This is a genomic window from Ferrovibrio sp., assembly GCF_019636075.1.
In the GTDB taxonomy this organism is placed as follows: Bacteria; Pseudomonadota; Alphaproteobacteria; order Ferrovibrionales; family Ferrovibrionaceae; genus Ferrovibrio.
This window is the reverse complement of record NZ_JAHBYG010000029.1, coordinates 21,037-39,666: the sequence shown is the minus strand read 5'-3', so window position 1 is coordinate 39,666 and position 18,630 is coordinate 21,037. Positions and strand designations below refer to the sequence as shown.

Here is an 18,630-nt window from a genome sequence, read left to right as displayed (position 1 = left end):
GAGCTAGATCGAACACCGTTTCCAAGGCCCGATATCCACATGCAGATGTTTGGCATGGGCAGCATCGGAATTCGGCGTCAGCACCACCTGGAAATAATCGCAGGCCTTGCGCGCCACCTGGCGCAGATAAGCGCCCAGCGGGCCGCGATCGCGCCAATGCTGATCCACACTCACCCGGGTTTCGTCCATCAGCGCGAAACCCCAGATATCGATGGCACGGCCATGGCCATGTTCGGAGACCCTCGCGCCATTGCCGGTCATGCGCTTGCACACGAAACCGCCGGCATGGTTGATGCGGCGCAGCTCCTTGCCGAACATCTGCAAGGCATCGGGCCGCAACACATCGCGCTCGAATTCCATCAGGCGCAGCGCCAGCGGGCAGGTGATTTCCACCGGCCGCGACAATTCCGCTTTCATGCGCAGCAGCCGCACGCCGTTTTCCAGCGTGCAGCCGCCGCGCCCCGGCTCGGCCTGACCAATCAATTCAAATTGCGCCCCCATGGCTTCCAGGTCGTTCAGGCAGGCGGATTGAATGGCATCGCGGTTGGGCCAGTATTTCAGCGTGGGGCTGGGCACGGGGGCTGCAACCGGCGGCGCGGCGGCCGGCGGTGCACTGGGGCGCGGCGGGGCGCTGGCGCAAGCAGCCAGCAGCATGAGCAGCAGCAGGGCGGCTATTCTGTGCGCTCCTCCTATTCCCCACACCCTTCCTACTCCGCACACGCTTCCTACTCCGCAACGGGCAACCATAATACCTCCTCGATCCGCGCGGCATCGCAGAACAGCATGACCAGCCGATCCACCCCCAGGGCAATGCCGGCGCAATCCGGCAGGCCGTGGCGCAAAGCGGCGATGAAATCCATGTCGATGGGATAATCCTGGCCGTAGAGCCGCTTTTTCAGCGCCATATCGGCCTGAAAGCGACGCAACTGCTCGTCGGCATCGGTGAGCTCGGAAAACGCGTTGGCCAGTTCCATGCCGCAGGCATAAAGCTCGAAACGCTCGGCCAGACGCGGATTGCCCGGCTTGGGCCGGCTCAGCGCAGCCATGTGGATCGGATAATCATACAGAATGGTCGGGGCACCCTCGCCCAGATGCGGCTCGATCCGCTCCAGGGCCAAGCGGAAATACAGATCATCCCAGCTATCGCCGGCATCCACGCGTAAACCGATGGCCGCGCAAGCCGCCTGCATGCGCGCAAGATCGGGCCGCAACGGATCGGCGCCGATACACTCATCCAGATCCAGGCCGGCATAACGCAGGCATGCCTGCTGCACGCTGATGCGCTGCCAGGGTGCGGCGATATCGCAAACCCGGCCCTGGTGGCGCAGCCGGCTTTCGCCCAAGGCCGTGGCCAGCGCGCGCAGCAGCGCCTCGGTATCATCCATGATCGCCAGGTAATCGGCCTGCGCGCGATACCATTCCAGCATCAGGAAAGCCGGATGATGGCTGGCTGCGCGCTCGCCATTACGAAACACCTGGGCCAGCTGGAACAGCCGTGGTTCGCCCGCCACCAACAGCTTCTTCATGGCGAATTCCGGCGAGGTATGCAGGTAAAGCGCCCGCCGCCCGCCATCGGGGCGCTCAAGTTCGGTGGCAAAAGCCTTCAGATGCGGCTCAAGCCCCGGCGACACCTGCAAGGCCGGGGTTTCCGCTTCCACGAAGTCCCGGCTACTGAAAAACCCCCGCAAAGCCGCCAGCAACGCCGCGCGGCGCAGCAGGTTGGGCCGGCGCCGGGCATACAGGCCTGGGCGCCACCATTCGGTCGATTGGGGAGTATCCACCATGATTTCGGCCCGAATCGGGTTGTTTACCTACCCCTGACCTGATAGTTTCCCGCCGGTTTTTTAGCAAGCGGGCCGGATTCTGCGGCCCGCTTTTCGGTTCCGAGGGATAGGCATGAAGGTCAATGCAAACCAGTTGCGCAAAGGCAACGTGGTCGAGATCAATAACAAACTCTATGCCGTGATCACGGCACAGAACATCCAGCCCGGCAAGGGCACGCCGGTCACGCAGCTCGACCTGCGCGATCTGGCTACCGGCCTGAAGATCAGCGAGCGCTATCGCACCACGGAATCGGTTGAGCGCGTGTTCATCGACACCCGCGAATTCAGCTTCCTCTACGCCGAAGGCGACATACTCACCTTCATGGATACCGAAAACTACGAACAGCTGGGTGTGCCCACCGACGTGGTGGGCGATTCCGCCGTGTATCTGCAGGACGGCATGAAGGTTGAAATCAGCCTTTATGACGGCAAGCCGGTCAGCGTGGAAATGCCGCAGACCGTGGTTCTGGAAGTGAGCGAGACCGAGCCGGCCGTGAAGGGCCAGACCGCAGCCTCCTCCTACAAGCCGGCCATCCTGTCCAACGGCGTGCGCATCATGGTGCCGCCGTTCATTGCCACCGGCACCCGCATCGTGGTGAATGTGGGCGAGAATGCCTATATGGAACGCGCCAAGGATTGAAGCTGCGCTGCCCATTATGAAAAAGCCCGCTGTTTCAGCGGGCTTTTTTTTATTGCCGGCGGCATAATACCCGGCGATTCAAACCGTCTCGCTGATGCGGCGGGCAAAGGCTTGCCGAGCGGCTTCTACATGGTCGCCGTGTTCGGCCGCCCATTGCCAAAGGCCGCAGATCGCACCACCCAAACTGCTTCCCAGCGGGGTGAGACTGTATTCCACATGCGGCGGCACCACGGGATGCACATGCCGCACAACCAGCCCATCGCGCTCCAATTGCCGCAAGGTCTGGGTCAGCATCTTCTGGCTGACGCCTTCCAGCTTCTCGCGCAATCGTGAAAAGCGCATCGGCCCGGCTCCGAGATGTTCGATCGCCAGCAAGGTCCAACGATCGGCCAGACGCGTGAGCAATTCCCGCATCATCGCCTCTGTACGCGGATCATCCACATCGGCACATGAAATCTGCATTTCTTCAGTGGTGTTTGCATAATCAGAAAGCATGGCACTCTCCTGTGGCTGGGGCTGCCCGGAATGCGGCACCGAAGCAGCACGAATACAGGAAAAGCCCGTCAATCCGGCCATTCGCCGATCCAACGGTCTCCCACAAGTGCCTATGGAACTTTCGAGTGCCTTCTTGATGATACTAGCACGCTGGCATATCTCCTCCCAAGCGCCGCTTCACGGCCTGCCCGCCATTCTGCCCCAATGCGGAGAGATTATGATGCCCATCACATTCACCTTGAATGGAAAACCAGTCAGCTTGGATATAGACCCGGATATGCCCCTGCTTTGGGCCATACGCGACGAAGTAGGATTGACCGGCAGCAAATTCGGCTGCGGCATGGCGCAATGCGGCGCCTGCACGATGCATGTTGACGGCGAACCGGTGCGTGCCTGTTCGATGCCGGTCGGCAGCATCGAGGGCCAGCGCGTTACCACCATCGAGGGTTTGCAGGGCAAGGTTGCACAGGCTGTGCAGGCTGCCTGGGTGAAACATGAAGTGGCACAATGCGGTTATTGCCAGTCCGGCCAGGTGATGTCGGCGGTCGCATTGCTCAGCGGCAATCGAAAGCCGACCGATGCCGATATCGACCAAGCCATGAACGGCAACCTCTGTAGATGCGCCACCTATGTGCGCATCCGCGCAGCCATCCATGATGCCGCCAAGACCATGAGGGCTTAAGCATGACCGCGCAGCAACCTATCCAGACTTCCCGCCGCCGTTTCCTGCAAGGTGCTTCGGCCGCCGCCGGCCTGCTGGTTGGTTTTCATATCGTCCCGGGCGGCAAGGCCCTTGCCGCCACCGCCAAGGCGCCGGTTGCCCTGAATGCCTTCCTGCGCATCGCGCCGGATGGCATCGTCACCATCTACTCCAAGCATGTGGAAATGGGCCAGGGCAGCTATACCGGCCTGGCCACCATCCTGGCCGAAGAACTGGATGCCGATTGGAGCAAGGTGCGTGCTACCGGCGCACCGGCCGATGCCAAGCTGTATGCCAATCTGGCTTTCGGCATGCAGGGCACCGGTGGGTCCACCGCCATTGCCAATTCCTACGATCAATTGCGCCAGGCGGGGGCCACTGCCCGGGCCATGCTGGTACAGGCGGCCGCCGAAATCTGGAAAGTGCCGGCAGCCGAAATCAGCGTGGCCAAGGGCGTGGTTACTCATGGGCCATCGGGCCGCAAGGCCGGGTTCGGCGAATTGGCCGAACGCGCAGCGCAGCAAACCCCGCCGGCCAACGTGCAATTGAAGGATCCCACCCGTTTCAGCCTGATCGGAAAGCAGGTCCAGCGCCTGGATGCCCGCGCCAAGGCCAATGGTACGGCGGAGTTCACCATCGATGTGAAACTGCCGGGCATGCTCACCGCCCTGCTGGCGCGGCCGCCGCGTTTCGGCGGCAAGGTGAAAAGCCTGGATGCCACGGCCGCCAAAGCCGTGCCCGGGGTGATGGGCGTGGTGCAGGTGCCGGGCGGCGTGGCCGTGATCGCCAAGGGCTTCTGGGCCGCCAACAAGGGCCGCGAGGCCCTGCAGGTGGAATGGGATTTCAGCAATGCCGAAAATCGCGGCTCGGAGGAAATCCTGACCGCCTATCGCGCCCTGGCGCAACAGCCGGGCCGTCCGGCGAGACGCGACGGCGATGCCGATACCGCCCTTGCCAAGGCGGCCAAACGGATCGAGGCGAGCTACGATTTCCCCTATCTGGCCCATGCGCCGATGGAGCCGCTGGATTGCGTGGTGCAGCTTTCGCCCGCAGGCTGCGAAATCTGGGCCGGCGATCAATTCCAGACTGTCGATCAAGCCAATACCGCGCATGTGCTGGGCATCAAGCCCGAGCAGGTGAAGATCAACACGCTGTTCGCCGGCGGCAGTTTCGGCCGCCGCGCCAACATGCAATCCGACTTCGTGGTTGAGGCCGTGCAGATCGCCAAGGCGTTTGGCGGCAATGCCCCGATCAGGCTGCTCTGGACCCGCGAGGATGATATCCGCGGCGGCTATTACCGCCCGCTCTATCATCACCGGCTGGCCGCCGCCCTGGACGACAAGGGCGAATTGGTGGGCTGGCAGCACCGCATCGTCGGCCAGTCGATCATGGGCGGCACGGCGATGGAAGCAGTGATGGTGAAGGATGGCATCGATGCCACTTCGGTGGAAGGCGCCTCCAACCTGCCCTATGCCATTCCCAATCTGGCCGTGGAACTGCATACCACCAAGGCCGGCATTCCGGTGTTGTGGTGGCGCTCCGTGGGTTCCACCCACACCGCCTTCGCCACCGAATTATTCCTCGACGAAGTGGCGGCGACAACGAAGCAGGATCCTCTTACCCTGCGGCGCAAGCTGCTAGCCAAGCACCCGCGCCATCTCGGTGTGCTCAACCTGGCGGCTGAAAAAGCCGGCTGGGGCAAGCCGCTGCCGAAGGGCTGGGGGCGCGGCATCGCCGTGCATGAAAGCTTCAACAGCTTCGTGGCGGAAGTGGCCGAGATATCGGTGCAGCCCGATGGCAGCTGGCGGGTGGAGCGCGTGGTGGCGGCGGTGGATTGCGGCCGGGCGATCAATCCCGGCATCATCCGCGCCCAGGTGGAAGGCGCCATCGGCTATGGCCTTTCGGCGGCGCTTTACGGCGCCATCACCTTGGAAAACGGCGAAGTGCAGCAATCGAATTTCCACGATTACGAATCGCTGCGCATCGACCGCATGCCGAAGGTGGAAGTGCATATCGTGCCCTCCACCGAAAAGCCCACCGGCATCGGCGAACCGGGCCTGCCGCCCATCGCACCGGCCGTGGCCAGTGCATTGATGGCGGTTACTGGCCAGCGTTTCCGCTCCCTGCCGCTGCCCGACAAGGTGAAGCAGGCCTAAGCCTCTTCGCGGGCGAAATGAATCGCGTGGCGTTGGCGCCAGAGCAACCAGGCACCAACGCCACCGATCAACATCAGCGGCAACATCGCCGGGTAGATCCAGCCTGGGCCAAGACCGGGTAGATTGGCAGCATAAAGCGGCCCCATCAGCAAAGTGGCCAGAGCCAGCACGGCGCCATTGCCGGCACCATATAACGTCTGTGCCGTAGCCGAAACCGAAGGCTCGCACCCTTCCGCCAACAGCCGCATTGCGCCCAGATGCGCGGCGGCAAAGCTTGCTGCATGCAGCAATTGCAGCAGTGCCAGGGCCGTGGGATCGGTCAACAGACCATGCAGCGACCAGCGCAATACACCTCCGCCCACCGCAACCCACATCAGACCCACGCCGCCCAGCACTTGCACCACCCGCTGTCCCGCCGCAAACAGCAGCACCTCCGCCAACACACCAATTGCCCATAGAAAGCCGATCTGCGCATCGCTGAGGCCGATACTGCGCCAATGCAGCGTGCCGAAAGTGTAGAAAGCGGCATGGCTGGCCTGCAAGCCGGCATTGGCGGTCAGGAAGGCGCGGAAATTGCCATCGCGCAACAACCGCAACAGCGGTGCGCTGGCACGTGGGCGATCCAGCGGCAGGCGCAGATCCGGCAACAGATGGCCGGCCAGCGCAGTGGAAATCAAACAGCCCAGAATCAGCCAGAAAATCCAATCGTCGCTGCGGCCCTTCAGAAACAGACCGGCCAGATAAGCCGCTGCCAGAAACGACATGCTGCCCCAGAGCCGCATGCGGCCGTATTGCACGCCATGGCGGTTGGCCACCAGCATCGACAGGTTCTCGGTCAAGGGCGGCATCGGCGCCCAGGCCATGGCGAACAGCGCACCGACAAACATCAGCGCCATAAAACCATCGGCAATCTGGAAGGCGGCAAAGCAGATCAGGCTGGCCCAGCCCAGCAGGATCAGCGCACGCCGCCGCTCGCCTGATTTGTCCACCAGATGCGCCGCCAACGGCCCGGCCAGCAGGCGCAGCCAGATCGCGGTGGAGAGCATGATGGATATCTGCCAGGGGCTGAGGCCGCGCGATTCCAGCCACACCGCCCAGAACGGCAGATGCACGCCCGACACCGAGAAGATGGCGGCGAAATACAGGCTGACCCGCAGGCCGGGATTCATGGTGAAAGCCAGAAGGGGAAAAACCGCAGGGACGGAAACATGGGGGCGACTCGAAAGCTGGGGCAGCAGCATAGGGCAACCGCCTTCACTCGTCATGCACATATACCGGCAGATGTGCAGGCCGATAGCTTGCACCATCCGTCTGGTTGCGCATACTGGTGCCGGAGCATGCCATGAGTGGACCCGAAACCGTTACATTTCAGAAAGGCGAGTTCATTCTGGAGCAGGGCCAGAATGGCGATGATGCCTTTCTGGTACAGGCCGGCCAAGTCGCGATCTTCCTGCGCGAAACCAACGGACCGAAGCTGCTGGGCACCATAAAACCCGGCGGGGTATTCGGCGAAATGGCGCTGATCGACCCCGCCCCGCGCTCAGCCAATGCCCGCGCGTTGGAAACCACGATCTGCTTCCGTATCACCCGCGAGGCGCTGACCCGCGCGCTGAACCAGGCCCCGCCCCTGGTGCGCTACCTGCTGCGCAGTTTCGTGCGCAACATCCGTGCCGCCAATGGCAAACAACTGGACCTGCCAGCCGATACCAGCACCGATACGAGCCCCGATACGAGCGAAGGCATCCATATGTCTGAACGCGACCCTTCGCGCCGCATCCTGGAACGCCGCTCCTTCGCCGATGGCAGTTTCATCTTTCGCCAGGATTCCCATGGCAAAACAGCCTTCCTGCTGCAAAGCGGCATGATAGACCTGCTGCGCCAGGAAGCCGGCGAACCGGAGGCAAGATTGCTCCGCCGCCTGGCGCCCGGAGAGGTTTTCGGAGAATTGGCCCTGCTGCGGGATACCCCGCGCTATGCCTCCGCCCAGGCTGTGGGCGGGGTGATGGTGGAATTGATCCGCCATGACCAATTCGACGATATCCTGGCCAAGGCCCCGGCTTTCCTGCAAGCGCTGATACGCATCTATGTGGAAATGATCGGGAGCGGCGAGAAGCGCTGAATTCTTTTTGTCCGGCGAATTCTGGGCGTTGCCCGCAGGCGTCCGCTTACGCATACTACCTTACATGAGTGGACCGGAAACCATCACGTTCCAAAAAGGCGAGGTCATCCTGAAACAGGGCGATCCTGGCGACAGCGCCTTTTTGATCCAGATGGGCAAGGTGGAAGTGTTCCGCAGCGAGGGCGAACAGCACAAACCGCTGGGCGTACTGCAAGCCGGCGGCATCTTCGGCGAAATGGCTCTGATCGATCCGGCTCCACGCAGCGCCACGGCACGGGCGCTGGAACGCACCATCTGCACCCGCATCACCCGCGAAACCCTGGACCGCGCGCTCAAGCAGGCGCCGCCAATGGTGCGCTATCTGCTGCGCAGCTTCATCCGCAATATCCGCGCCGCCAATGGCCAGGCGCAGGATGAGACACAAGATCGCGCCGATGCGGTTTACATGTCGGAAGCCGATTCCAAGCAGCGCATCCTGGAACGTCGCGCCTATGCCGATGGCGACCTGATCTTCCGCCAGGGCAGCGACGGCAGCACTGCCTATCTGCTGCAATCCGGCCGGGTGGATCTGATCCGCGATACCGAAGATGGCCAGCATCTGATGCTGCGCCAATTGCGCCCGGGCGATGTGTTCGGCGAAATGGCGTTGCTGCGCGCCGCGCCGCGCTTTGCCACGGCGCTTGTGGTGGGCAGCGCCAATGTTGAGGTTTTGCGCGCCGACAAGTTCAACGACATGCTGGTCAAGGGTCCGCCTTTCCTGCGTGCCCTGGTGCGCATCTACGTGGAAATGGTCGGCAGCGCCAAAAAAGCCTAAAGGCCTACCGTGGCGATCTCTGCCGAATCTTCCAGCGCATCCCGCACTGGCAACCGCGCCAGACCGGCTTCGCGCCGGCGCAGGATATCGGCCGCAGCGGCAATGGCGATTTCGCCCGGCTGTTTGCCGGAAATTCCTTCGATGCCGATCGGGCAAGCCAGCGCCTTGATGCGCGCCTCGGGGATATCCAACTCGCGCAGCCGCTTCTCGAACCGCGCCCGTTTGGTATCCGACCCGATCAGGCCAACATAACTGAAGCGATCCTTGCGCAAGGCCCGCGCCGTGAGGCTGAGATCCAGTTGATGGCTATGGGTCATGATCAGCAGCCAGGCGCCATCGGGCAATGCATCCACCTCGCGCTCGGGCGTGGCCGTCACCTCCACGCTGGCATTGGGCGGCACGATATCGGGAAACGCATCGGGGCGCGGATCGAACCAGCGCAACTGGCAATTCAAAGTACCGAATACCGTAGCCACCGCACGGCCCACATGGCCGGCACCGAACAACGCCACCGTGAAATGCTCCGGCCGGCGCGGCTCGAATAGCAGCGTCACGCTGCCGCCGCAGCATTGCCCCAGGCTGGGCCCAAGCGGAAAGCGCCGCAGACTGGGCCCGCCGCGTCCGCCCAGCAGCCGCCGCGCGATGGCGATGGCCTGGAATTCCAGCTCGCCGCCACCGATGGTGTGCAGCGTTGCATCGCCGGTCACGATCATCTTGGCCCCGGCCTCGCGCGGAGCCGAACCATCCACGGATGCCACGGTGACCAGCACAGCGGGCACCCCGCGCGCATCCAGATCCAGCAAGGCATTCAACCAATCGGCCATGGCGGTTACTTGGCGGCCAAAGCCGTGCTGGCGGCCATACGGCGCTTCACATCCTCCACCGCCATCAGCACACGCTCGGGCGTAGCCGGCGCATCCAGCCGCACCGGCATCTCGTGCGCGCCCACGGCAGCCACCGCATCCTTCAGCGCCAGCCAGGCCGAAATCCCCAGCATGAACGGCGGTTCGCCCACCGCTTTGGAGCGGAAGATGGTGGCCGCCGGATTGGGCCGGCCATGCACCAAAGCCACGCGGAAATCCGGCGGCATATCGCGCGCGGTGGGTATTTTGTAGGTGCTGGGGGCATGGGTGCGCAGGCGGCCCTTCGCATCCCACCATAATTCTTCCATGGTGAGCCAACCCAGCCCCTGGATATAGGCGCCTTCCACCTGGCCGCGATCAATCGCCGGATTCAGGGATGTGCCGCAATCATGCAGCAGATCGGCGCGGGTGAAACGGTATTCGCCGGTGAAGGTGTCGATCAGCGCTTCGGTTACCGCCGCGCCATAGGCAAAATAATAGAACGGCTTGCCGCTGGCGGTCTTGCGATCATAGTGAATGCCCGGCGTGGCATAGAAGCCGGTGGCTGAAAGCTGCACGCGCTGCAAATAGGCGTGATGCACAACATCCTTGAACGCCACGGATTTATCGCCGGCACTTACCTGGCCATTGGCGAATACCAGGCTTTCCACTGGCGCATGCAGCATATGCGCGGCCACGCCAGCCAGTCTGTCGCGCAATGTCAGCGCGGCATTCTCCGCCGCCTTGCCATTCAAGTCGGCGCCCGATGACGCGGCGGTGGCCGAAGTATTCGGCACCTTGTCGGTGCGCGTGGCCGTGATGCGAATATCCTCAGGCGCCAGGCCCAGCACTTCGGCCACCACCTGCGCCACCTTCATATAAAGCCCCTGCCCCATCTCGGTGCCGCCATGATTGAGCTGCACCGAACCATCCTCGTAGATCAGCACCAAAGCACCGGCCTGATTGAGAAAGGCCGTGGTGAAACTGATCCCGAATTTCACCGGCGTGAGCGCCAAGCCTTTTTTCAGATACGGGCTTTGCGCATTGAAGGCGTCGATCTCCTGGCGGCGGCTGCGGTATTCGCTGGTCTTTTCCAGATCGGCCAGCAATTCATGCAGGATGTTATCGTCCAGCACCTGGCCATAGGGCGTGATGTTGCGCTCGTCGATGCCATAGAGATTCGCCAGCCGCACATCCAGCGGATCGTGTTTGAGATAGCGGGCAATCTCGTCGATCACATATTCGGTGGGCGCCATGCCTTGCGGGCCGCCGAAGCCGCGAAATGCGGTATTCGACACCGTGTTGGTGCGGCAGCGCAGGCCGGTGATTTTCACATTGGGCAGATAATAGCTGCTATCGGCATGGAACATCGCACGATCCACCACCGCATTGGTGAGGTCGGCCGAACAGCCGCCGCGCCCAGCCAGCAGGATATCATAGCCCTGGATGCGGCCCTGCGCGTCGAACCCCACATCGTAGCGGATATAAAAATCATGCCGCTTGCCGGTGGCGATCATATCTTCGTCGCGGTCGAGCCGGAATTTCACCGGCTTGCCGGTGCGTAACGCGAAAATGGCGGCCAACGCAGCGAATTGCGCCGCCTGGGTTTCCTTGCCGCCGAACCCGCCGCCCATACGCCGGCATTCGACCGTTACCGCGTGGATCGGCCTGGCCAGCACACGCGCCACCAGCTTCTGCACCTCGGATGGATGCTGGGTGGAGCACCAGACGAACACATCGCCATCTTCCATCGGCTGGGCCATGCTGATCTGGCCCTCCAGATAGAAATGGTCCTGCCCGCCCAATTCGATCTCGCCCTGCAACCGATGCGGCGCCGCGGCGATGGCGCTGGCGGCATCGCCGTGTGTCATCACATGGGGATCGCCCACCCATTGCTCGCGTTCCATCGCCTCGCGGATATCCAGCAAGGGTGGCAATTCTTCATATTCCACCTTCACCAGCCGCGCTGCCGCCCGCGCGACGTGCAGATCGCGCGCCACGATGGCCGCAACCGGCTGGCCATGAAACTGCACAAGCCCATCGGCCAGCACCGGATCCCCAGGGAATACCGGAGCGATATCGGGATCGCCCGGCACATCGGCCACGGTGATGGCATCCACCACACCGGGCAGTGCCAGCGCGGCAGACAGATCGATGCTCTTGATGCGGCCATGGGCGATGGGCGCCATGGTAAGCCCGCCATGCAGGCAGCCTTCCGGCTCGGGCAGGTCGTCGATATATCGCGCGCTGCCGCAAACATGCTTGGGGGCGCTATCATGCTTCAGGGATTTGGCAACCACATGGGTGTTCATTCCGCCGCCTCCCCCGCGCCATCGAACAACCGGATCGGCTTGCCGGCCTTGGCCTCGGCGGCGAATTTGCGCAGCAGATTCTGCGCCGCCAGCAGGCGATAGGCGGCGGATGCGCGCATGTCGTCCAGCGGCGAAAAATCCTCCGCAAGGGCGGCCACGGCCGGCTCTACGCCATCCCAATCCTGCCCCACCAGCGCAGCTTCCGCCTTGGCCGCGCGTTGCGGAATGCCGGCCATGCCGCCAAAGGCAAGCCGCGCCTCAGCGACGCGGCCATCCTTCACCGAAACATTGAAGGCACCCAGCACCGCCGAGATATCCTGATCAAAGCGCTTGGAAAGCTTATACACGGCAAAACGGCTATTCGGTGCGGCAATGGGCACATCCACCCGCGCCACGATCTCGTCGGGTGCCAGTGCGGTCTTGCGATAGGCGATGAAAAAATCTTCCAGCGGCATGCTGCGTTCGCCGCGGGCCGAAAGCAGCGTCAGCGTGGCTCCCCAGGCAATCAACGCCGGCATGGAATCGCCGATCGGCGAGCCATTGGCGATATTGCCGCCCAGCGTGCCGGCATTGCGCACCTGGCGCGAACCCAGGCGCCGCAGCAACAAGCCGAGATCGGGATGCAAAGCCGCCAATGCCGGCAAAGCATCGGTGAAGCTGGTCATGGCGCCGATGCTGAGGCCATCGGCGGTGGAACGCACCCCATGCAGCGCCGTCAATTGGCCGAGATGAATGATGGCCGCCGGCTTGCGATGCTGCTTGGTGATCCACAGCCCCACATCGGTGCCGCCGGCAAGAAGCCAGCGATCGGCAGGATCGGTTTCAGCGAGGGCCGCCCAAAGCTCGGCATAATCGCGGGGAGCATAAAACGCACCGGCCGCATTGGCATGCTTCAACGGCGCCTTGCGATCCAGGCCTTTCAGCTTGACCAGCAGATCGGCCTCCCAATCGGCCACCGCGCCGGCATCCTCGCCCGATGCCAGCGCCTGCTGCCCGGCCTGCAAGATCGGACGATAGCCGGTGCAACGACAGAGATTGCCGGCCAAGCTATCGCATAGGGCATCGGTATCGGCCGGCTCGCCGTTGCGCTGATGGGCAAACAGGCTCATCACAAAACCCGGCGTGCAAAAGCCGCATTGCGAGCCATGGCAATCCACCATGGCCTGCTGCACCGGATGCAAAGCGGTTTCGCTGCCGATATCTTCAACGGTGATCAGCGCCTTGCCATCCATCTGGCCCACCAGCTGGATGCAGCCATTCACGGCGGAATATTGCACGCCGCCTTTGGCATCGGGCTGCGCCACCACCATGGTGCAGGCGCCGCAATCGCCCTCGGCACAGCCTTCCTTGCTGCCGGTGCGGCGCAACGTGACGCGCAGGTAATCCAGCAAGGTGGTGGTTGGCGCCACGGCGGCATCAACCTCCACAATCTCGCCGCGCGAGAGGAAGCGGATCGGTTCTGCGCGCATGTTTCCCATCACGCCTTGCCTCCCCCGGCCCGCAATCCCAGGCGCAATCAGGTCATCAGATCGCTGCCACGGAAGGCCCAGCCGGTCATGCGCCGCTCGAAGGCGGCCGCCACAGCATACATCAACACGCCCATGATACCCACCACAACCAGGCCAGAGAAGACCAGCGGCACGTTATAGCTGGATGAAGCCGACAGCATCAGATAGCCGATGCCCTCGTTGGAGGCGACGGTCTCGGCAATCACCGAGCCGACGAAAGCCAGCGTGATGGCGATCTTCAGCGATGCGAACAGATACGGCATGGCGCGCGGAATGCCGATCTTGAACAGGATTTCCGTGCGGGTGGCGCCCAGGCAGCGCAGCACATCGCGCAATTCCGGCTCGATGGTGGCAAGCCCGGTGGCCACATTCACCACGATGGGGAAGAACGAAATCACGAAGGCGGTGACGATGGCCGGCACGGTGCCGATGCCGAACCAGATCACCAGCACCGGCACCAGTGCCACTTTGGGGATCGAATTGAAGCCCACCAGCACCGGATACAAGCCGGTATAAACCAGCTTCGACGCGCCGATGAAAACACCCAGCAGCATGCCGCCCACCACGGCAAGCACGAAGCCGGCCGTGGTGGTGAACAATGTCTGCAGCGAATGATGCAGTATCTGCGGAGCGAATTTCACCGTGGCAGCCCACACCGCCGTGGGCGCGGGCAGCACGAATTCGGCCACGCCGGTCACCAGGCAAGCCACTTCCCAGACCACGAAAATGCCGACCGTGACGGCCCAGGGCATGATGCGGAGGATCATCTTCTCGCTGATCATGAGTGCTTGACCTCCACGATGCGCTCGCGCAGTTCATGCACGATCTCGCCGAAATGCGGCTCAAAAGTCGTATCCAGGGTGCGTGGCCGGGGAATATCCACCTCACGCTCATAAACGATGCGGCCAGGCCGCTTGCTCATCACGAACACGCGGTCGGCCAGGAACACCGCCTCACGCAGATCGTGGGTGATCAGGATGGCGGTGAACCGACGCTCCATCCACAATTTCTGCATCACGCCCCACAATTCCTCGCGGGTGAAGGCATCCAACGCGCCGAACGGCTCGTCGAGCATCAGCAGGCTGGGTTCGTGGATGATGGCGCGGCACACGTTGGCACGCTGCTGCATGCCGCCGGAAAGCTGCCAGGGAAATTTGTCGGCGAATTCATGCAGGCCCACGGTGCGCAGCAGGTTCATCGCCCGGGCTTCGTAGCGGTCGCGCTCGCGGCGCAATTGGCGCTTATGCGGCTCCACGATTTCCAGCGGCAGCATCACGTTGTCCAGCGTGCTGCGCCAAGGCAGCAGGGTGGAATTCTGGAACGCCATGCCCACGCCCTGGGTGGGGCCCTTCACCGGCTTGCCGCCGATGGTTACGCCGCCGGCAGAGCAATTGATCAATCCGGTGACGATCTTCATCAATGTGGATTTGCCGCAACCCGACGGGCCTACCACGGCAACGAATTCGCCCTTCTTGATGCTGAGCGAGAGATCTTCCACCGCCAGGGTGCTGGTTTCGGCCTGCTGGTAAACCAGCGAAACCTTATCGAGCGTGACGAAAGTCGCGTCGTTGATTTCTGGGCTCATGCCCGGTTCTCCGTCAGGCTTCCATCCTGCATATTCTATCCCCCGTTTTACCTGCCTGTCGGCGAGCATTTTTGTGCACCGCACACAAGGCCGAATTGTAATCACGCGCCGGCTGAATTTGTAAACTCTTTTCGCCTACCCAATGGCGATTTTTTCAGCACGCCACAAAAAACAGCAAATCTAAAGCCCCAAAATCCGCAATTGGTCCTCCAACTCAGCCTTGGAGAGCGGATAATCCGTGCCATTCCGGGCATTCAGCATGGATTTGGGCGGCACCTTGGCGATATCGCGCTGCGCCATGACAGCCGTCCGCATACTGAATTTCGCCCGCCAGACCAAAGCCGTGATCAGCCGACCATTCTTTGATTCGAACGCCCTGGTCACCGCCTGTATCGGCGATTTACCTGCTTGGGCAATGGCTTGCAGTACAAAATGGCGGTCGCTGCGTTCGATCGCATCCTGCACGCGGTCGTTATCCAGCTTGCCTTCCTTGATCAGGCGCTTCACCAGCGCCTCGGCTTCGGATGGCGAGGTGGTTTCATCGCGCGGCGCGGCGCGGCGGTCCATGGCCGGCTTTTCATCAAGCTCCAGCCGCTGGTTCACCACCGCCGTGATCTCGGCCAAGGCGGCTTCCGGCAGATCGGTGCGCGCCGCCAGCCGGGCCAACAGCGATTCGGCAACAAAGCCGGCAATCCGCTTGGCGGCCATCACCGGCAGGTTGGGCCGCTGCACCAGGGGTTCGTGCCAGGCTTCCACGCTGGGTGCGGCGTCCAGGATCAGGTCCAGCGTCTCCTCGCGGATCTGGGCGGAATCGTTCGCCAGCAAGGCCGCCACGGCAGACACATCGCGGGTGGCCACAATGGAATCCGCCACGCCGGCGGAAAGGCCGATGCGGCGGGCGATGGCGGAAAGCGCGCCCGATTGCGCCGCCCCGGCCACGATCTCGCGCAGATCCTCGTCGGTCAGCAGCGGCGAGAATTCCAACACCGGCGCCGAAACGATCAGCTCCACATCCTGGGCCAGTTGCTTGACCACATGATGCGGAACATTGACCGCCGATTTCAGGGCTTCCGACAGCGTGGCGCGGATGCGGGTCAATTCGTCGCGCGCCAGCATCTCCACGGTCTGGATGGCATATTCGCGCGCCTTGCCCACCTCATCGGCCGGCATTTCCGGCAGCAGATGCGCCACCTTGTCGGCCAGCGAAGCGCGCACTTCCTCGTCGGAATCGTTGGCCAGGATCAGATGCGCCTGCGCCGGCGTGGCCAGATTGGCGGCAATCGCGCGGCGCACATCGGCTTCCTCGTCGACTGCCAGAAAATACAAGATCTCCGGCTGCATATCCTGGCTCTGCGCCAGTGCCAGCCGCACGGCAGCATCCTTGGACGTGGCCAGCGCCTTGGCGCTTTCATAATCCATGCTCATCCGTTCGCACCCGGCAATTCAGCGATATGCAGTTGCCCCTTGCCGCCCTTCTTGGCCACATACATCGCGGCATCGGCGCGCGCGATCAAGCTTTCCGCGCTTTCCGGCATATCCAGCCGCGCAAAAACCGCGCCGATGGAAAAGCCCAGCGGGTAACCTTCCACGCCCCAAACCTTGCTGATGCCAGCCGCCGCTTCCATCAGCCGGTCGGCAATCGACCTGGCAGCATCCGGCCCGGTTTCTTCCAGCCAGAGCAGAAACTCATCGCCGCCGATGCGCGAGGCAAGGTCCACCACGCGCAGGGCATGGCGCGCGGCTTCCGCCACCGCCTTCAGCACTTCATCGCCGGCCTGGTGGCCGCGCTGATCGTTCACTTTCTTGAAATTGTCGAGATCGAAATAGATCAGCGTACCCACCAGGCGGTTGCGGTAATGGCGGGCCAGGCGCTTCTCCAATTCCTCGATAAAGGCGCGGCGATTGAGCAGTCCGGTCAGCCCATCGGTATTGGCCAGGGCATTCAGCTGCTTATGGGCACGCCGCAGCGCCTCCACGCGCTCACGCGCCTCGGTTACGTCGCGCGCCACGCCGCGTGCGCCGCTCCAGGCGCCAGCCGCATCCTTGGCCGGCATGCAAGACACCTCGAAACACCCCACCGCGCCATCCTTGAAGCGCAAGAACACTTCCACGCCGCTCATCGCCTCCTGCGCCGCGAACGGCCAGCGGCTGGGCCGCGGATGCTCGGGCGAGTCCGCTGCGGCGAATTCTTCCGGCACATGGCCTTCCAACTCGCGCGCGCTATAGCCCAGTGCACCGCGCGGCGACACGAAGCCGAAACGGCCATCGGGCTTGGTCTCCCAGGCGAAATCCGTGGAGCAGGCCACCAGATCGCGGAACAATTGCCGCGACTGCATCAGCGCCTGCAGCATGTTGCGCTCCAGCGTGTTGTCGCGCCCCAGCAGCAACAGGCGGCGCTGCCCGCGCTGCGCCTGGCCTTGCATCCCGCCATAAGGCAGCAGGGTGATCTGCAGCGCGCTGCCGCCGCGCAGGCCCGGCAGATCGGCCTTGTCCTGGCGCGGCAGGCCATCCTCCAATGTGGCATCGATAGCAGCGGCAAGCGCCGGCAACCTGTCTTCGCTCAAAGCAGCCAACAGCAGGTCGGCGGCACGGTTGGCGTCCAATGCCCTGCCCTCGGCATCGAACAGCACCGCAGGGCCAGGATAGACCGGCAACAGCGCCTCAGCTTCCAGGGCGACCGGCTCCATATCGAAAGGCAGGGTATCGCTCATGCGCCTGACAATTTCGTTTCCACCCAATCGTTATAGCCGCGCCGCGGGAGGCTCGTCATCGGCCCCGCCCTGGCTTATTTTAGGCGCCATGATACGCGAACCCACCGCCCTGCGCAGCGCCGAAACATGGTTATTCGACCTGGATAACACGCTCTACCCGGCAAAATACGACCTGTTCGCGCAGATCGACCGCCGGATGGGCGAGTTCATCGCGCAACAATTCGATCTCAGCTACGACCAGGCCAAGCTGCGGCAGAAATCCTTTTTCCACAGCCATGGCACAACGCTCCGTGGCCTGATGGTGGAATATGGGCTGGATCCCGCGGATTTCCTCAATTACGTGCATGATATCGACCTGACCCCGCTGCCCGCCCTGCCCGACTTACGCAATGCGTTGGAGGCGCTACCCGGCCGCAAGCTGGTTTTCACCAACGGCACCGTGGCCCATGCCGAGCGGGTGATGCGTCATATCGGCATCGCCGATTGCTTCGAGGCGGTGTTCGATATCGTGGCGTCAGGCTATCTGCCCAAGCCGCATCCGCAGCCCTATGGCAAGCTGCTGGCCGAACATGGCGTGGTGCCGCAAAGCTGCGTGATGGTGGAAGACATGGCGCGCAACCTGGCGCCGGCGGCAGCCCTCGGCATGAGCACGGTCTGGGTGCCCACCAAGGCCGATTGGTCGGCGCCCCGCCCAGGCGAGGAGGACCACATCCATCACGTGGCGCCAGACCTCACGGCGTTTCTGCAGCAGGTGACGGGCGGATAAAGGCGTGCGGCCCTCCGCATCCTGAAAACCGTCACTCTCGGACTTGTTCCGAGAGTCCATGCCCGCCAAATCAGCACAGCCCAACGATGGACCACCGGAACAAGTCCGGTGGTGACGGCCTCTTTTGCAGTTGGCTTGTAAAGCTGAACGCAGGTCGCC

Annotated in this window: 17 protein-coding genes; 6 read left to right on the top strand and 11 right to left on the bottom strand. The window is 63.0% G+C overall.

Annotation, left to right across the window (positions count from 1 at the left end):
• Positions 1 to 3: 3 nt before the first annotated feature.
• Together KF827_RS12855 and epmA are read right to left on the bottom strand one after the other, a co-directional pair.
• Positions 4 to 654, bottom strand: coding sequence for an extensin family protein (locus KF827_RS12855; RefSeq protein ID WP_291006054.1), 651 nt, complete (start codon positions 652 to 654; stop codon positions 4 to 6).
• Between the two features lie 71 nt (positions 655 to 725).
• Positions 726 to 1,784, bottom strand: a complete 1,059-nt coding sequence (gene epmA / locus KF827_RS12850; protein ID WP_291006051.1) for an EF-P lysine aminoacylase EpmA — start codon at positions 1,782 to 1,784, stop codon at positions 726 to 728.
• A 112-nt stretch (positions 1,785 to 1,896) separates the two neighbouring features.
• Between epmA and efp the strand changes: the two genes are divergently transcribed.
• Positions 1,897 to 2,463, top strand: a complete 567-nt coding sequence (gene efp / locus KF827_RS12845) for an elongation factor P (protein ID WP_291006048.1) — start codon at positions 1,897 to 1,899, stop codon at positions 2,461 to 2,463.
• A gap of 78 nt (positions 2,464 to 2,541) precedes the next feature.
• Here efp and KF827_RS12840 read toward each other — a convergent pair whose 3' ends face one another.
• Positions 2,542 to 2,958, bottom strand: a complete 417-nt coding sequence (locus KF827_RS12840; RefSeq protein ID WP_291006045.1) for a helix-turn-helix domain-containing protein — start codon at positions 2,956 to 2,958, stop codon at positions 2,542 to 2,544.
• 220 nt (positions 2,959 to 3,178) lie between these two features.
• Here KF827_RS12840 and KF827_RS12835 point away from each other — a divergent pair, with 220 nt between their 5' ends.
• A complete protein-coding gene (locus KF827_RS12835; RefSeq protein ID WP_291006099.1) occupies positions 3,179 to 3,640 on the top strand; it encodes a (2Fe-2S)-binding protein in 462 nt (153 codons plus the stop codon).
• Between the two features lie 2 nt (positions 3,641 to 3,642).
• On the top strand, positions 3,643 to 5,814 hold the full coding sequence (locus KF827_RS12830) for a xanthine dehydrogenase family protein molybdopterin-binding subunit (protein WP_291006042.1): 2,172 nt from the start codon (positions 3,643 to 3,645) through the stop codon (positions 5,812 to 5,814).
• Here KF827_RS12830 and KF827_RS12825 read toward each other — a convergent pair.
• Complete coding sequence (locus KF827_RS12825; RefSeq protein WP_291006040.1) at positions 5,811 to 6,983, bottom strand: MFS transporter; 1,173 nt, start codon at positions 6,981 to 6,983, stop codon at positions 5,811 to 5,813. The genes KF827_RS12830 and KF827_RS12825 overlap by 4 nt on opposite strands.
• Before the next feature lie 173 nt (positions 6,984 to 7,156).
• On the opposite strand from KF827_RS12825, the gene KF827_RS12820 reads away from it, so the two are divergent.
• Together KF827_RS12820 and KF827_RS12815 are read left to right on the top strand one after the other, a co-directional pair.
• Positions 7,157 to 7,933, top strand: a complete 777-nt coding sequence (locus KF827_RS12820; RefSeq protein ID WP_291006037.1) for a cyclic nucleotide-binding domain-containing protein — start codon at positions 7,157 to 7,159, stop codon at positions 7,931 to 7,933.
• Positions 7,934 to 7,997: 64 nt separating this feature from the next.
• Entirely contained in the window at positions 7,998 to 8,747 is a 750-nt protein-coding gene (locus KF827_RS12815; protein WP_291006034.1) for a cyclic nucleotide-binding domain-containing protein, read from the top strand.
• On the opposite strand, the gene xdhC is transcribed toward KF827_RS12815, so the two are convergent.
• The 7 genes from xdhC to KF827_RS12780 all read right to left on the bottom strand — a co-directional run bounded on the left by xdhC (position 8,744) and on the right by KF827_RS12780 (position 17,705).
• Positions 8,744 to 9,571, bottom strand: a complete 828-nt coding sequence (gene xdhC / locus KF827_RS12810; protein ID WP_291006031.1) for a xanthine dehydrogenase accessory protein XdhC — start codon at positions 9,569 to 9,571, stop codon at positions 8,744 to 8,746. The two genes, KF827_RS12815 and xdhC, sit on opposite strands and share 4 nt — an antisense overlap.
• A 5-nt stretch (positions 9,572 to 9,576) precedes the next feature.
• Positions 9,577 to 11,901, bottom strand: coding sequence for a xanthine dehydrogenase molybdopterin binding subunit (xdhB, locus tag KF827_RS12805; RefSeq protein WP_291006027.1), 2,325 nt, complete (start codon positions 11,899 to 11,901; stop codon positions 9,577 to 9,579).
• Positions 11,898 to 13,370 carry a xanthine dehydrogenase small subunit gene (gene xdhA, locus KF827_RS12800; protein ID WP_291006024.1) on the bottom strand — a complete coding sequence of 491 codons (1,473 nt, stop codon included), beginning with the start codon at positions 13,368 to 13,370 and terminating at the stop codon, positions 11,898 to 11,900. The genes xdhB and xdhA overlap by 4 nt, the downstream gene beginning before the upstream one ends.
• Positions 13,371 to 13,417: 47 nt before the next feature.
• The gene (locus KF827_RS12795; RefSeq protein WP_291006020.1) at positions 13,418 to 14,191 is read right to left on the bottom strand and encodes an ABC transporter permease; all 774 of its coding nucleotides are present in this window, start codon (positions 14,189 to 14,191) and stop codon (positions 13,418 to 13,420) included.
• The gene (locus KF827_RS12790; RefSeq protein WP_291006017.1) at positions 14,188 to 14,994 is read right to left on the bottom strand and encodes an ABC transporter ATP-binding protein; all 807 of its coding nucleotides are present in this window, start codon (positions 14,992 to 14,994) and stop codon (positions 14,188 to 14,190) included. Before KF827_RS12790 ends, KF827_RS12795 begins: the two co-directional genes overlap by 4 nt.
• 180 nt (positions 14,995 to 15,174) lie before the next feature.
• The gene (locus KF827_RS12785; RefSeq protein ID WP_291006014.1) at positions 15,175 to 16,419 is read right to left on the bottom strand and encodes a DUF2336 domain-containing protein; all 1,245 of its coding nucleotides are present in this window, start codon (positions 16,417 to 16,419) and stop codon (positions 15,175 to 15,177) included.
• The gene (locus KF827_RS12780) at positions 16,416 to 17,705 is read right to left on the bottom strand and encodes a sensor domain-containing diguanylate cyclase (RefSeq protein WP_291006011.1); all 1,290 of its coding nucleotides are present in this window, start codon (positions 17,703 to 17,705) and stop codon (positions 16,416 to 16,418) included. The genes KF827_RS12785 and KF827_RS12780 overlap by 4 nt, the downstream gene beginning before the upstream one ends.
• A gap of 88 nt (positions 17,706 to 17,793) precedes the next feature.
• Between KF827_RS12780 and KF827_RS12775 the strand changes: the two genes are divergently transcribed.
• Entirely contained in the window at positions 17,794 to 18,471 is a 678-nt protein-coding gene (locus tag KF827_RS12775) for a pyrimidine 5'-nucleotidase (protein WP_291006008.1), read from the top strand.
• The last annotated feature ends 159 nt before the right edge of the window (positions 18,472 to 18,630 follow it).